This is a genomic window from Paucibacter sp. B51, from assembly GCF_027863535.1.
In the GTDB taxonomy this organism is placed as follows: Bacteria; Pseudomonadota; Gammaproteobacteria; order Burkholderiales; family Burkholderiaceae_C; genus Paucibacter_A; species Paucibacter_A aquatilis.
The window spans coordinates 31302-45435 of the sequence record NZ_JAPIVN010000002.1 but is presented as its reverse complement, the minus strand read 5'-3'; the positions used below and the strand labels follow the sequence as shown (position 1 = coordinate 45435).

The following is a 14134-nucleotide window of genomic DNA, read 5'->3' as shown; positions in this document are numbered from 1 at the left end:
CGGGGGGGGCGCTGCTGCGGGGCCGTGTTCACTCGCCTTGGGCGGCGGGCAACTCCTTGGGCGCACCGAACATGAAGCAGTCGATGAAGGTGAAGTAGAGCGAGGTGTAGAACACCGTCGTCAGCATCAGGCCCACCGGCATGGCCACCAGGGGCAGGTACTGGCCGAGGCCGAGCGCGCCGAGCAGCAGGCTGCAGATGGCCGAGGCGCCCATCAGCAGGCCGCCCCAGAGCAGGGCGTTGTAGGCGAAGGCCGTCTTGTTGCGCCAGACGCCCAGGGTGCTGGAGAACAGGGCTTGCATCAGGCCCTGGCCGCCCCAGTGGATCAGGGCCGGCGCATGCCAGAAGGGGATGGACAGCAGGCCGGCCAGGCCCAGGCGTGTGACTGCGCCCCAGAACAGGCGTGGGTCGGCCAGCAAGGCCTCGACCTCGGCCTTGGGCGCATCCTTGCCGAGCAGGGTTTGCAACTGCTCCATCGCACCGCCGTCCACCCACTCGGCCAGCAGGCTGATGCCCACGGTGGCCAGGGCATAGATGGCGCCCAGCAGCAGCTGGTTGTTGCGGCGCTGCGTGGTCAGCTTGAGCGGCGCCAGGAACACGGCAGCGGTCGGCGTCTTGTCCTGCAGTACCAGATGGGTGGCCAGCATGAAGCCCAGCGAGAGCAGGGGCACCGCCATCAGCAGCAGCATGAAGCCCACGGCCGGCAGGATCATGAGCACAAAGGCCAGGAACACAAAGGTGGCGAACAGGCTGGCCAGGGCCAGGGGGCGGCGCTGGAAGACCTTGAAGCCATGGCGTATCCAGAGCAGGCCGTTGCGTGCCGGCACGGTCTGCAGGTGCAGCATCATGGCGGGGGTGGGGCGGCTGGCGTCACTCATTCCGTGGACTTCTCAAAAACTCGGTGGGGCGTGGTGCGGCGCGGCTGGGCGCTTCACGTGGATGGGAGGGCATGCCAGGCGCGCGCGATGCGCTCGCGCAGCACGCGCTCGAAATGGCTGGGGTCATGTGGCTTGAGCAGGCTGGCCTGGCGCGGCAGGTGCACATCCCAGAGCCGCGAGATCCAGAAGCGCAGCGCTGCCGCGCGCAGCAGGGCGGGCAGCAGGCGATGCTCGGTGCCACTGAGCGGCCGCACCGATTCATATGCGGTCACAAAGGCCTGGGCGCGTGCTTCGTCGAGCCGGCCGCTGGCCAGGTCGATGCACCAGTCGTTCAGGCAGACGGCCAGATCGAAGAGCCAGGTGTCGACGCCGGCGAAATAGAAGTCGAAGAAACCGCTCAGGCGTTCGCGCCCCTGCAGGGGCTGCACGCCCTCGGGCTGCGGTGGCAGCAGCTCGAACATCACGTTGTCGCGGAACAGATCGGCGTGGATGGGCCCGCGCGGCAATTCGGCAAAGCTCTGCGAGGCGGCCAGCTGCTGCTGGTAGGCCAGCTCTTCGCGCAGCAGGGCCGCTTGCTCGGGCGCCAGATGGGGCAGCAGCACGGGCACGGTGTCGGTCCACCAGGCCAGGCCGCGCAGATTGGGCTGGTGCAGGGGGAAGTCCTGGCCGGCCAGATGCATGCGGGCCAGGGCGGCGCCGACCTGCTCGCAGTGGAAGAGATCGGGCGCCAGCTGGTGACCGCCGCGTAGCTTGTTGACCAGGGCGGCCGGCTTGCCCTGGATCTCGAACAGGATCTCGCCCCGCGCGTCGGCCTGCGGGTCGGGCACGGCCAGGCCGCGCGCGGCCAGGTGCTTCATGAACTGCAGGTAGAAGGGCAACTGCTCGAAGCTCAGGCGCTCGAACAGGGTCAGCACGAACTCGCCGCGCTCGGTGGTCAGGAAGTAGTTGGTGTTCTCGATGCCGGCGCCAATGCCGCGCAGCTCCTGCACCTGGCCCAGGTCCAGGCGGTTGATCAGGGCTTGCGCCTGCTCCAGTGTCACTTCGGTAAATACGGCCATGTCAGCACTGCTTGATCGCTTGCTACAGCGTGGGAATCGAGGCGGGCGCGGCGGCGGCTTGAGGGGTGAGGCTCAGGCGGCCGGGCCTCGCACTCAGAAGTTGAAAACGTTCCAGACGCGCTTGCCGGCGGCGCCGCGCGTGGAGCCCGGGCCGGCCGACAGGTCGCGGCTGCCATCGCCCATGATGATTTCGTAGCTCGGTAGCTTGCTGTTCTTGGACTGGACCGTGACCTTCTGGGTCTGGCCGCGCACCCGGGTCTCTTCGATGCGGGTGCTGTCATCCTCGATCACGGTGACGGTCACGCGCGCATCGGCCACGCCGTCGGCAGCTGCGGCCGCAGGGGCTTCAGGCGCTGGGGCGGGCTTGGCTGGCGCCGGATCGGCGGCCTGGGCCGGGGCGCAAAGCAGGCCGCTCAGCAGAGCCAGGGCGGCCGGCAATGATCGAAACCAAAGTGTCGAGGAGTTCATGCCGGCATTCTAGGGCCGGGGGCTCGGGCCCTGCGGCTGCAAGGGCGCTGCGCTGCGGGCCTTGTTGCGGCGGTTCCTGCCTAACCCGCAGTTCGCACAGCGCTTGTTGGCCCCGGGGGTTTTGCGCTAGGATGGCGCCCTGTTGGTGCTCGTGGGACTCCCAAAAGTCCTGCAGTTAAACGGGAATCAGTAGATGCAAGCCGTCCCTTCGGACCTTGCCTGACTGAGCTGCCCCCGCAACGGTGCGTGAACGAAGCGGCCTGGCCTTGCGCCAAGCCGGCCTCAGGGTTCATCTCAAGCCACTGGATGTTGTTGTCTGCATCTGGGAAGGCGATGGACTCGATTTCACCAGCCCGGATACCGGCCAACGAAGCGGTGCGCCGTAGCCCTTGGGCTGCCGCACCATGTGGCGAAAACCTGCGGGGAAGCGGGCGATCGCGCTGTTTCGGTGTCTCTATCCATGGATTCCTCTCCCTCCTAGGCCCTGATCGGGTCTGAGCTTCGGGTTGTCGCTCGTCGGGCCGTTGTGCCGCTTTGCCCTTGTGCTGATTCGCTCGCGCGTTTGCGCCGCAGCGGCCGGCTGAGGCTGCTGCATGGCCGATTGCGCCAGGCGCCGCGCCGCTGACCCCGCATCTCACCCCGCCCCCGAGAACTGTTTTCCCGCTGACGCGTGCGCCCGGCTCTGGCCGAGGCCTGCGCGTGGCCTGCCCCTGCGCGGCCCGCTCTTGGCTGCGCTGTGTTCCACCGCCCCTTCATTCCACTCCCATCGGAGCTGCCACCATGCACATCGAACCCGGGCTCATCGCCCCCGCCAAACTGACCCTGGCCGCCGCCGTGGCCGCGCCGCTGGTGCTGGCGCATCTACCGCCGCTGTTCAAGCAGCCCGCGCTCTTGCTGCGCACCTTGCTGGCGGCGCTGTTCTTCTCGCTCTTCATGCAGGCCTTTCACATGAAGGCGGGCCCGTCGGAGCTGCATTTCCTCGGCGCCATGCCGCTCTACCTGAGCTTCGGCTTTGTGCCCACGCTTTTGGGCTTGCCCCTGGGCCTGCTGCTGCAAGGCCTGGTGTTCGAGCCGCAGGATCTCGTGCATCTGGCGGTGAACTCGCTGTCGCTGATGCTGCCGCTGATGGCGGTGCATTACGGCCTGGCCCGGCGCCTGGTCCACGGCGAGCGGCCGGTCACGGTCAAGACCTTGCTGCAGCTGGACAGCGCCTACTACGGCGGCGTGATTGCCATGGTGGGTTTCTGGCTGGCCATGGGCCAGGGCGAGACCAGCCTGGCCGAGTGGGCGCGCTTTGCGCTCGCCTACGCGCCGGTCGTGCTGCTGGAGCCTCTGGTGACGCTGGGCACGCTGTGGCTGCTGCGTGCCGATGGCCCGCTGCGCCGCCTGCCGCTGGCGGCCCAGTGCTTTGCACCGCAGCCAGGCCGGGCATGAGCGAGGCGCGAGCCGAGCCCGGCACGGTCTGGTTTGTCGGCGCCGGCCCAGGTGACCCGGACCTGATCACCGTCAAGGGCCGGGGCTTGATCGAGCGCGCCGGCGCCATCCTGTTTGCCGGCTCCCTGGTCGACGAGGCAGCCACGCGCTGGGCGCCGCCGGGCTGCGAGATTGCTGATTCCAAAGGCATGACGCTGGATCAGATGTCGGCTTGGCTGATCGAGCGCGCCGCGCGCCATGAGACGGTGCTGCGTCTGCAGACCGGCGATCCGGCGCTCTACGGCGCGCTGATGGAGCTGGTGCAGCCGCTCGATGCGGCGGGCGTGCCGCTGCGCGTGGTGCCGGGCGTGTCTTCGGCCATGGCCTCGGCCGCGGCGGCCGTGGAGACCTTCACCCTGCCGGAGCTGACGCAGACGGTGATCTTCACCCGCGTGGCGGGGCGCACGCCCATGCCGGCGGGCGAGGACCTGGCGGCCCTGGCCGCGCACCGCTGCACCTTGTGCATCTTTCTGTCCATCACCTTGCTGGGCCAGCTCACGGCCGAGCTGCGCGCGGCCGGCTGGGCCGAGGACGCGCCCATGCTGGTGGTGCACAAGGCCTCCTGGCCGGGCGAGGAGCAGATCCTGCGCGCCACCCTGGCCGATGTGAAACAGCGCTGCCGCGAGGCCGGCATCGTCAGCCAGTCCATGGTCATCGCCAGCCCGACCCTGGGCTCGCGCCACTGGCCCGAGCTGGCCAAGTCCAAGCTTTACGACCCCAGCTTCACCCACCGCTTCCGCCGCGCCAGCGCGCCGGCCCAGCCCGAACTCTGAGGCTCTGTTGCCATGTCAAACACTCCCAACGAAACCATTCTTCTGGTGGGCCATGGCTCGCGCGAGGCCGGCGCCAACGAGGAGATCGAGGCCTTTGCCGAGCAATGGCGCCAGCGTCAGGCGGGCTGGCGCATCGAGGTGTGCTTCATCGAGTTCGCGCCGGTGATGCTGCATGGTGGCCTGCGACGCGCGGCGCTCGGCGCGCAGCGCGTGCTGGTGCTGCCGCTGATCCTCAATGCCGCGGGGCATGTGAAGATGGACATCCCGCAGGCCATCGACAGCGCGCGCCTGGACTGCCCCGGCACGCAGTTCCTCTATGCCCCGCACCTGAGCGCCTGCGACCCCATCCTCGCCCTGCTCAAGCGCCGCCTGCGCCAGGCCATGATGAGCCTGGACATGCCGGACCCGCGCAACACCGGCGTGGTGCTGCTGGGCCGCGGCGCCTCGGACCGCCAGGCCAACGGCGATGTGGCCAAGATGGCGCGCTGGCTGCTGGAGGAGGGCGACCATGAGCTGGTCGATGTGGCCTTCACCGGCATCACCCACCCGCGCCTGGAGCGGGTGGTGCAACGCCAGAGCCAGCAGCTGATGACGCAGATCGTCGTCCTGCCTTATTACCTGTTCAGTGGCACCCTGATCAGCCGCATCCAGCGCCAGGTCGAGCATCTGCGCCTGCAGTACCCGCAGCTGCGCTTTGCCCTGGCCGATTACTTCGGGGCGGAGCGCGAGATCTTCGAGCTGCTGGAGCAGCGCGCCGCCGATCTGCGCGCCGGCGCCCCGGCCGCCCTGATGCCTTGCGATGGCTGCAAATTCCGCGAGATCGCCGTCAGCCTGGGCCATGGCGGCCATCACCATGGGCCGGAGCCGCATGTGCACGATCACGACCATGGGCATGACCATGCGCATGGGCATTCGCATGACCACGCGCACGACCACACACATGAGCACAGCCATGCGCACGCTCACGAGCACCACCACCATCACCCCCACGACGCCCATGCCCACGGGCATGCCCCGGCATGAGCATCCACCAGGTCCTGGGCAACACCGTCACCGAGCAGCTGACCGCGGCCGGGCGGGCCATTGAGCATGACTCCTTCGCGGTGATCGACCGCGAGGTCGGCCCGCACTACTACGACGCGCTGCAGTGGCCGGTGGTGCGGCGCATGATCCACGCCAATGCCGATTTCGATTTCAACGGCCTGACGGACTTTCATCCGCAGGCGGTCGAGGCCGGCTTGGCCGCCATCCTGGCCACGGCCGGGCGTGGGCCCAGCCGTGTGGTGGCCGATGTGGAGATGATTTGCGTCGGCCTCTCGCGCCCGCGCCTGGCCCATTTCGGCATGGGCACGCATCAGTTCATCAGCGATGCCGATGTCATCCAGGCGGCCACCGAGCAGGGCACGACGCGCGCCGTGCAGGCCATGCGCAAGGCCCAGGCCCTGGGCCTGCTGGACGGGGCCATCGTCGGTATCGGCAATGCGCCCACGGCCCTGATCGAGCTGGTGCGCCTGATCCGCGAGCAGGGCGTGCGCCCGGCTCTGGTGGTGGGCATGCCGGTCGGTTTTGTCTCGGCGGCCGAGAGCAAGGACTTGATGGCCGAGCTGGACGAGGTGCCCTGGATCGTCATCCGCGGCCGCAAGGGCGGCTCCACCCTGGTGGTGGCGGCCATCCATGCCCTGCTGGGCCTGGCCGAGGCGCGCGAGCTGCAGCACAAGGGATCGGCGCGGCCATGATGGACAAGACCGTCAAGCGCGGCACCCGCACCGGCTTCACCACCGGCGCCTGCTCGGCCGCGGCCGCGCGGGCGGCGGTGCTGGGCCTGGTGCATGGCGCCGTGCCCGAGACGGTGGAATGCCTTTTGCCCAATGGCCAGCGGGTGCAGTTCGCCGTGCAGGACGGTCGCTGCGAAGGCGAAGGCCTGGCCCGTGTCGCTCATGCCATGGTCATCAAGGATGCCGGCGACGACCCCGACTGCACCGACAAAGCCCATCTGACCGCCGATGTGCGCCTGCGTCCCGAGCTGCAGGGTCAGGTCTTGCTGGCCGGCGGCTTCGGCGTCGGCACGGTCACCATGCCGGGCCTGGGCCTGGCGGTGGGCGGCCCGGCCATCAACCCGGTGCCGCGCCGCAATATCGAGGACAACGTGCGCGAGATCGGCCAGAGCCTGCTCGACGAGCTGGGCCTGGAGGTCTGCATCTCGGTGCCGCAAGGCCTGGAGATGGCCAAGAAGACGCTCAACGCGCGTCTGGGCATCCTGGGCGGCATCTCCATCCTGGGCACCACCGGCATCGTCAAGCCCTACTCGACGGCGGCCTACCGGGCCAGCGTGATGCAGGGCGTGCAGGTCGCCGGAACCACGGGTGCCGGCATGGTGGCCCTGACCACCGGCGGCCGCACCGAGAAGTTCGTCATGGCCGAGTTCCCGGAGCTTCCCCAGGCCTGCTTTGTGCAGATGGGCGACTTCCTGCGCTATGCGCTGGACGCGGCGGTCAAGGCCCGTCTGGCCCATGTGGTGATCGGCGGCATGGTGGGCAAGCTGACCAAGATCGCCCAGGGCGAAACCATCACCCACGCCGGCCGCGCCGAGGTGGACACCGGCCTGCTGGCCGAGCTCTGCGCCGGCATCGGCGTGCCGGCCGAGGTCTGCGAGGACATCCGAAACGCCGAAACCGCCCGTTATGCCAGCGAGCGCGTCGAGGCCCTGGGCCTGGTGCTGGAGTTCCACCAGGCCCTGGCCGAGCGCGTGGTGCAGACCCTGATGGGACGCTACCCGGGCAAGTTCCGCCTGACCGTGCTGGTCTGCGATTTCGAGGGCCGCAAGCTGGCCGAGGCGGCCAGCGATTGAAGAACACCCAGATGACAGACATGACGATTTCCGAAACCCACACCCATGTGCCGCGCCTGCCGCTGGGCGAGGACACCCGCTACGAAGGCCAGCGCTTCAGCGGCCGGCGCTGCCAGGTGATCGGCGTGCTGGACGATGGCGCGGCCAGTCTCAGTGCGGCCGCCCTGGCCCAGCTGCGCGCGGCCGACTGCGTGATCGGCGCGGCCCGCACCCTGGCTTTGTTCGAGGCCGAGATCGCGCCCGGCGCGCGTCGCCACGAGATCGGCAGCGCCCTGTCCCAGGTGCCGCTCTGGGTCCGCGAGGCCCAGGCCCAGGGCCAGCGCTGCGTGGTGCTGGCCACCGGCGACCCGCTGTGCTTTGGCATCGCCAGCTATCTGGCGGCACGCCTGTGCATCGACGCGCTGGAGGTGCTGCCGAACTTGAGCACCATCCAGCTGGCCTGCGCCCGCCTGGGCCTGCCCTGGCAGGACTTGAAGTTCTGCTCGGTGCACAGCCGCGATGCCGGCGAGTGGCAGCCCGGCGCCGATGCCTCGCATGGGCTCTACGCCTTGCTGCAGACCCTGCGCCAGCAGGAGCGGGTGGCCGTGCTGACCAGCCCGGAGAACAGCGCGGACCGCATCGCCCGCATGCTGCTGGCCGAGGGGCTGGGCGAGGCCTTTCAGATCGCCGTGGCCGAATCCCTGTGCCAGCCGGGCGAGCGGGTGCGGGCCGAGCTCAGCGTGGCCGAGGTGGCCGAGCTGCGCTTTGCGCCCCTGCATGTGATGCTGTTGCTGCGCCTGCAGCCGCGGCCGCGGCCGGTGCTCTTCGGCCTGGCCGATGAGATTTTTGAGCAACGCCAGCCGGAGAAGGGCCTCTTGACCAAACGCGAGGTTCGCGCGGTGTCGCTGGCGCGCCTGCAGCTGCGTGCCAACAGCATCGTCTGGGACATCGGCGCCGGCTCTGGCTCAGTGGGCCTGGAGGCGGCGCGGCTCTGCCCCGAGGGCCATGTCTACGCCATCGAGAAGAACAGCGAGGACGCCGCCATCATCGAGCGCAATCGCCGCAGCCTGGGCCTGAGTAACCACAGCAGCCAACAGGGCCGCGCGCCCGAGGGCCTGGAGGCATGGCCCGCGCCGGATGCGGTGTTCATCGGCGGCTCGGGCGGTGAGCTGGTCGAGCTGATCGAGCGCGTGTTCTCCCGGCTCAAACCCCAGGGCTGGCTGGTGATGAACTTCGTGACCCTGGAGAACCTGGCCACGGCGGTGGCGGCACTGAAAGCCGTGGGCGCGAGCTGGGATGTGCTGCAGCTGCAGGCCTCGCGCAGCAAGCCCATCCTGCACATGCACCGGCTGGCGGCCGAGAACCCGGTCTGGGTGGTGTGCGCGCAGCGCGGGACCGCGGCATGAGTGAGAAGCTCGTGCAAGCCAAAGGGACGCTGTACGGCGTCTCGCTGGGCCCCGGCGACCCCGGGCTCATCACCCGCCGCGGCTGGGCCTTGCTGGAGCGGCGTGATGCCGTCTGGACCTATCCGGTGCGCAGCCTGCGCAAGGACAGCTATGCCCTGGACATCGCCCTGCGCGCCGGCCTGCAGCCGCCCGCGCAGCACCAGTCCCTGCTGTTCCCGATGACGCATGACGCCGAGAAGCTGGCCCGCCACTGGCTCAAGGCGGCCGAGACGGTGCGGGCCCTGCTGGACGGCGGGCAGGACGTGCTCTTCCTGGTCGAGGGCGATGCCTCCACCTACGCGAGCTTTGGCTACCTGGCCCGGGTGCTGCGCGAGCTGGAGCCCGAGGCCCGCATCGAGATCGTCGCCGGGGTCAATTCCTTCAACGCCGCCTGCGCCCAGTTGCAGATGCCGCTGTCCGAGCAGGACGACACCATCGCCATCGTGCCGGCGGCCTACGGCATCGCCGCGGTCGAACGTATGTTGGAGGACTTCGACACCCTGGTGCTGATGAAGGTCAAGCCCCTGCTGGACGACTTGATCGATCTGCTGGAGCGGCGCGGCCTGCTGGCCCACAGCCGTTTCATCGAGAAAGCCGGAAGCCCGGTCGAGCGCATCGTCCACGAGGTGGCCAGCCTGCGCGGGACCAAAGTCAATTACCTGTCCCTGCTGCTGGTGCGCAACCCGGGGCGGGTGCGCGGCGAGTTGCAGCGCGGCTGCCGCAAGAAGGAGGAAAGCCAGGCGGCCACCGAGCCGGACGAGGCACCACAACCCGATGAAAGCGAAACATGAATCCTGAGAACCTCACCGCGTCGCCACGCGTGGTCCTGGTCGCCATCACCAAGCATGGCGCCGCCCAGGTGGCGGCCCTGGCGCGCGAGCTGCCTCAGGCCGATCTCTGCGTGGCCGAAAAGTTCGCGCCCGCCCTGGCCGGCCTGGCCAACCCGCTGCGCGTCTACAGCGGCGCCTTCAAGGATGAGATTGGCGAGCTGTTCGCGCGTTATGACCAGATTGTGTTCTTCGTCTCCCTGGGTGCGGTGGTGCGGCTGATCGCGCCGCATCTGAAGAGCAAGGACGAGGACCCCGGTGTGCTGGTGGTCGACGATGCGGGCGAGTTCGTCATTCCGGTGCTCAGCGGCCATGTCGGCGGCGCCAATGCCATGGCCGAGCAGATCGCGGCCCTGCTACGCGCCACGCCGGTGCTGACCACGGCCTCGGACGTGGGCAAGACCATTCCGGTAGACATCCTGGGTCGCGAGCTGGGCTGGCGGGTCGAGGCGCCCAAGATCAACATCACCCGTGTCTCCGCCCATGTGGTCAACCAGGAGCCGATCGCTTTTGTGCAGGAGGCCGGCAGCCCGCATTGGTGGACACGGCCGACGCCGCTGCCGGCCCACATCCAGCGCTTCGAGCGATTTTCCGAGGTGGACCTGGCCCGCTTCAAGGCCGTGCTCTGGGTCACCCATGCGGAGGTGCCTGAAGTCCTCTGGCAGCGCCTGGCCGAGCGCCTGGTCGTCTACCGGCCGCCGCGGGCATGAGCATGTGCCTGCCTTGCGAGGGCCCGGTGGTGCTGGGCCTGGGCTGTGACCGTGGCACCTCGGCCGAGACCATCGCCCAGGCGGTGGCCCAGGCCCTGGTGCGCCTGGGCTGCGGCTCGGCCCAGGTGCGCGGCCTGGCCAGCATCGCGCTCAAGGCCGACGAGGCCGGCCTGCTCGCCTTTGCCGCGGCCCAGGGCTGGCCGCTGCACTTCTTCAGCGCGGCCGAGCTGGCCCGTGTCGAGGTGCCCAACCCTTCGGAGACAGTGCGGCGCCACACCGGCACGCCCTCGGTCAGCGAGGCGGCGGCCCTGCTGCTGGGCGGCGGCCGGGTCAGCGATCTGCTGCTGGAAAAACACAAGCACCGCGGCGCCGATGGGCGCCACGCCACCGTGTCGGTGGCCCGTATGCACAAGGACCTGAAGCCATGAATGAAGCACAAAGCCCCAGCGAGCCTAACCATCCCAGCCCCGGCCGCATCATGCTGGTGGGCATCGGCCCTGGCAGCGTCGAGCACATGACCCTGCGCGCCCGCGCGGCGATTGCCGAGGCCGATGTGGTGATCGGTTATGTCACCTACATCAAGCTGGTGGCCGATCTGCTGGAAGGCAAGGAGATCGTGCGCAAGGGCATGACCGAGGAGCTGGACCGGGCGGTCAGCGCGCTGGAGCAGGCCCGTCTGGGCAAGAAGGTGGCGCTGATTTCCTCGGGCGATGCCGGCGTCTACGGCATGGCCGGGCCCACCTACGAGGTGCTGTTCCAGGCCGGCTGGACGCCGGACGATCCGGTGCAGCTGGAGATCGTGCCCGGCGCCTCGGCCATCAATGCCTGCGCCTCGCGCGTGGGCGCGCCGCTGACGCATGACTTCTGCTCGATCTCGCTGTCCGACCTGCTGACGCCCTGGCCGACGATTGCGCGCCGGCTCGATGCCGCCGCGGCGGCGGATTTTGTGGTGGCGCTCTACAACCCCAAGAGCGGCCGCCGCACGCGCCAGATCGTCGAGGCGCAGCGCCTCTTCCTGCGCCACCGCCGGCCGGATACGCCGGTGGCCGTGGTCAAGAGCGCCTACCGCCGGCGCGAGCGCATCGAGTTCACGACCCTGGACCGCATGAGCGAGTGCGAGATCGGCATGTTGAGCACGGTGTTGATCGGCAACAGCAACACCGTGATCCAGCATGGCCTGATGGTCACGCCGCGCGGCTATGCCAACAAGTACGACCTGAGCGAAGGCGGCGAGACCCGCGCGGGTGAGCGGCCAGGACGCTCGCTGTCCACCGGCCTGCTCGGCTGGCTGGAAGGGCTGCAGGCCGACCATGCGGCGGGCGACAGCATCGAGGTTCTGGCCGCGCGCCACCGCCTGCCGCCTGACTACATCCGCGCCACGCTGAGCGAGGCGCTGGAGGACGAGCCCGTCGAGGCCGCCTCTGAAGAAGCGGCCTGAACGATGGGTGTGCGGGAGCAGAAGTAAGAAGTGTGAGTGTTTGAAGTGAGCCAGAGAACAAAGATGAAGTGCATGGGACGAGGGAAGCCAGGGCCGTGGAGCCGGACTTTGTGGTGGCAGGGCCTGAGCCTGGCCTTGCTGTCGCCGGCTTGGGCCGAAGCTGCGGCGGAGGCGAACGAGCCTGTGCCGGCGAGCCCGCAGGCTCTGCAGCGGGTGGAGGTGCAGGGCCAGGCGCAGCGCGGGGCACGCAGTGTCTTGCAAGCGCCGCAAAGCACCGCCTCCCGGCTGGGCCTGAGTCCGCTGGAAACGGCGGCCAGCATCGAGGTGCTGGACGTGGAGCGCCTGCGCGCGCGGGGTGACGCCAGCGTTGCCGAGCTGGTCTCGCGCAGCACCGGCCTGGCGGCTCTGGGCTCGCCGGGCTCGGGCAGCACCTACAGCAGCCGCGGCTTCAGCGGCAATGATTCGGTGGCCCAGGCCGAGGACGGCCTGCGCATGGCCACGGCCTCGGGCACCCAATCCAGCCCGGCGGACAGCTTTGGTTATGAACGCATCGAGATCCTGCGCGGGCCGGCCTCGGTGCTGTTTGGTGACGGCGCCATCGGCGGCCTGATCAATCTGGTGCGCAAATCGCCGGGCCGCGAGGCGCGCAGCGAGCTCACCGCCGGCTTAGGCACGGACGGCGAGTACCGCCTGGGCCTGGGCCTGGGCCGGCCTTTGGGCGAGCAACTCGGGCTGCGCCTGGATGCGCTGGCCAAGGGCGGCGATGGCTTCGTCGCGCGCGGTCAGCATCGCAACCGCAAGCTGATGAGCTTGCTGCGCTGGCAGGCCACGCCCGATCTGCGCGTGGATCTGAGCCTGGACATCCACCGCGACAGCCCGACGGCCTACTTTGGCTCTCCCTTGAAGAACGGCCAGCTCTGGTCCGAGCTGCGCGGCGAGAACTACAACATCAGCGATGCGATCTGGCGCATGGACCAGGAGCGCGCCCGCGCCCGCCTGGACTGGCAGCTGGCCGAGGGCCTGGCCGCCCGCGTGGTGGCCTACCGCTTTGAGGCCGACCGGCGCTGGCAGAACCTGGAGGAGTACGCGCTCAGCGCCGATGCGCAGACGGTGCAGCGCTCAGGCTATCTGGGCATCGCGCATGAGCTGCGTCAGAACGGGCTGCGCGCCGAGCTGCTGGGGCAGGGCGGGCAGGGTGGGCCGGGTGCTCGTCTGAACTGGTCGCTGGGCGCAGAACGCATGGATCTGCGCTTTCAGCATGCCAACGACCTGTATGACACCAAGACGGTCAGCAGCGTGCCCCTGCATGGCTTCGACCCCGGCCGCTACATCGCCGCGGCCGAGCTGCTGCCCCGCAACCGCTCGCAGACCGAGCAGCTGGCCCTGTTCGCCGAGGCCGACTGGCAGCCGCTGGACGGCTGGCATCTCAGCGCCGGCCTGCGCCGCGACCGCAGCGTCGTCGATCGCCAGATCCTCTCGCCCAAGCCCGATGCCTGGAGCGGCCGCTTCACACCCACGGCCTGGCGCCTGGGTACGGTCTGGCAGCTCAGCCCGGCGCAAAGCCTCTACGGCCAGCTCAGCAGCGGCACCGACCCGGTGGGCACCATCGCCACCCTGAGCAAGGCCAATGCTGCCCTGCGCCTGACCGAGGGCCGGCAGGCCGAAGTGGGCTTCAAGCAGGGGGGTGCGGAGCTGGAGTGGACGGCGGCTCTGTTTCAGATCGCCAAGACCCACATCCTGACGCCCGACCCCAAGAACCCGCGCGAGAGCGTGCAGGGCGGGCGACTGCGCTCGCGCGGCCTGGAGCTGGGCCTGGCCTGGACGCCGGCGCCGGGCTGGCGCCTCGATGCCAATGCCAGCCTGCTGCGCGCCCGCTATACCGAGCTCTTCGACAGCGCCGGCCTCTCGCTGGCGGGCAAGCGCGCGCCCAATGTGGCCGAGCGCCTGGCCAATCTCTGGCTCAGCCGCCAGCAGGGCGACTTCGACCTGGGCGCCGGCCTGCGCCATGTCGGCCAGCGCTACACCAGCACGGCCAACACGCAGAGCCTGCCCGGCTACACGGTGCTCGATGCCTCGCTGGGCTGGCGCTTCAGCCGCCAGGGTGCGCTGCGCCTACAGCTGCGCAATCTGGGTGACCGCCTCTACGCCACCAGCACCTACACCGCCAGCCAGGCCATGCTGGGCAAGCCGCGCAGCGCCGATCTGGTGCTGGACTACCGCTTCGACTGACAGCCGGGA

14 protein-coding genes and 1 riboswitch are annotated in these 14134 nt (G+C 69.4%); of the genes, 11 read left to right on the top strand and 3 right to left on the bottom strand.

Annotation, left to right across the window (positions count from 1 at the left end; translation table 11 throughout):
* Positions 1 to 28: 28 nt before the first annotated feature.
* The 3 genes from OOB33_RS21205 to OOB33_RS21195 all read right to left on the bottom strand — a co-directional run bounded on the left by OOB33_RS21205 (position 29) and on the right by OOB33_RS21195 (position 2403).
* Entirely contained in the window at positions 29 to 877 is an 849-nt protein-coding gene (locus OOB33_RS21205) for a BPSS1780 family membrane protein (RefSeq protein WP_271010119.1), read from the bottom strand.
* Between the two features lie 53 nt (positions 878 to 930).
* Positions 931 to 1935 (bottom strand): homoserine kinase, encoded by a 1005-nt coding sequence (locus tag OOB33_RS21200; RefSeq protein WP_271010118.1) that lies wholly within the window; start codon positions 1933 to 1935, stop codon positions 931 to 933.
* A gap of 93 nt (positions 1936 to 2028) precedes the next feature.
* A complete protein-coding gene (locus tag OOB33_RS21195; protein ID WP_271010117.1) occupies positions 2029 to 2403 on the bottom strand; it encodes a hypothetical protein in 375 nt (124 codons plus the stop codon).
* Between the two features lie 126 nt (positions 2404 to 2529).
* A riboswitch (cobalamin riboswitch) is annotated at positions 2530 to 2786 on the top strand.
* A 397-nt stretch (positions 2787 to 3183) separates the two neighbouring features.
* Here OOB33_RS21195 and OOB33_RS21190 point away from each other — a divergent pair.
* From OOB33_RS21190 to OOB33_RS21140, 11 genes are all read left to right on the top strand, one after another.
* The gene (locus OOB33_RS21190) at positions 3184 to 3837 is read left to right on the top strand and encodes an energy-coupling factor ABC transporter permease (protein WP_271010116.1); all 654 of its coding nucleotides are present in this window, start codon (positions 3184 to 3186) and stop codon (positions 3835 to 3837) included.
* Entirely contained in the window at positions 3834 to 4649 is an 816-nt protein-coding gene (gene cobM, locus OOB33_RS21185) for a precorrin-4 C(11)-methyltransferase (protein WP_271010115.1), read from the top strand. Before OOB33_RS21190 ends, cobM begins: the two co-directional genes overlap by 4 nt.
* 12 nt (positions 4650 to 4661) lie before the next feature.
* Positions 4662 to 5672 carry a sirohydrochlorin chelatase gene (locus OOB33_RS21180; protein WP_271010114.1) on the top strand — a complete coding sequence of 337 codons (1011 nt, stop codon included), beginning with the start codon at positions 4662 to 4664 and terminating at the stop codon, positions 5670 to 5672.
* Positions 5669 to 6385, top strand: coding sequence for a precorrin-8X methylmutase (locus tag OOB33_RS21175; RefSeq protein ID WP_271010113.1), 717 nt, complete (start codon positions 5669 to 5671; stop codon positions 6383 to 6385). Before OOB33_RS21180 ends, OOB33_RS21175 begins: the two co-directional genes overlap by 4 nt.
* Positions 6382 to 7497 (top strand): cobalt-precorrin-5B (C(1))-methyltransferase, encoded by a 1116-nt coding sequence (locus tag OOB33_RS21170; RefSeq protein WP_271010112.1) that lies wholly within the window; start codon positions 6382 to 6384, stop codon positions 7495 to 7497. The genes OOB33_RS21175 and OOB33_RS21170 overlap by 4 nt, the downstream gene beginning before the upstream one ends.
* Before the next feature lie 20 nt (positions 7498 to 7517).
* Positions 7518 to 8882 (top strand): precorrin-6y C5,15-methyltransferase (decarboxylating) subunit CbiE, encoded by a 1365-nt coding sequence (cbiE, locus tag OOB33_RS21165; protein ID WP_271010111.1) that lies wholly within the window; start codon positions 7518 to 7520, stop codon positions 8880 to 8882.
* Positions 8879 to 9712, top strand: coding sequence for a precorrin-2 C(20)-methyltransferase (gene cobI, locus OOB33_RS21160; protein ID WP_271010110.1), 834 nt, complete (start codon positions 8879 to 8881; stop codon positions 9710 to 9712). The genes cbiE and cobI overlap by 4 nt, the downstream gene beginning before the upstream one ends.
* Positions 9709 to 10458, top strand: a complete 750-nt coding sequence (locus OOB33_RS21155) for a cobalamin biosynthesis central domain-containing protein (RefSeq protein WP_271010109.1) — start codon at positions 9709 to 9711, stop codon at positions 10456 to 10458. Before cobI ends, OOB33_RS21155 begins: the two co-directional genes overlap by 4 nt.
* A complete protein-coding gene (locus OOB33_RS21150; RefSeq protein ID WP_271010108.1) occupies positions 10455 to 10886 on the top strand; it encodes a cobalamin biosynthesis protein in 432 nt (143 codons plus the stop codon). Before OOB33_RS21155 ends, OOB33_RS21150 begins: the two co-directional genes overlap by 4 nt.
* Positions 10883 to 11896 (top strand): precorrin-3B C(17)-methyltransferase, encoded by a 1014-nt coding sequence (gene cobJ, locus OOB33_RS21145; protein WP_271010107.1) that lies wholly within the window; start codon positions 10883 to 10885, stop codon positions 11894 to 11896. Before OOB33_RS21150 ends, cobJ begins: the two co-directional genes overlap by 4 nt.
* 72 nt (positions 11897 to 11968) lie before the next feature.
* Positions 11969 to 14125, top strand: coding sequence for a TonB-dependent receptor (locus OOB33_RS21140; RefSeq protein ID WP_271010106.1), 2157 nt, complete (start codon positions 11969 to 11971; stop codon positions 14123 to 14125).
* The last annotated feature ends 9 nt before the right edge of the window (positions 14126 to 14134 follow it).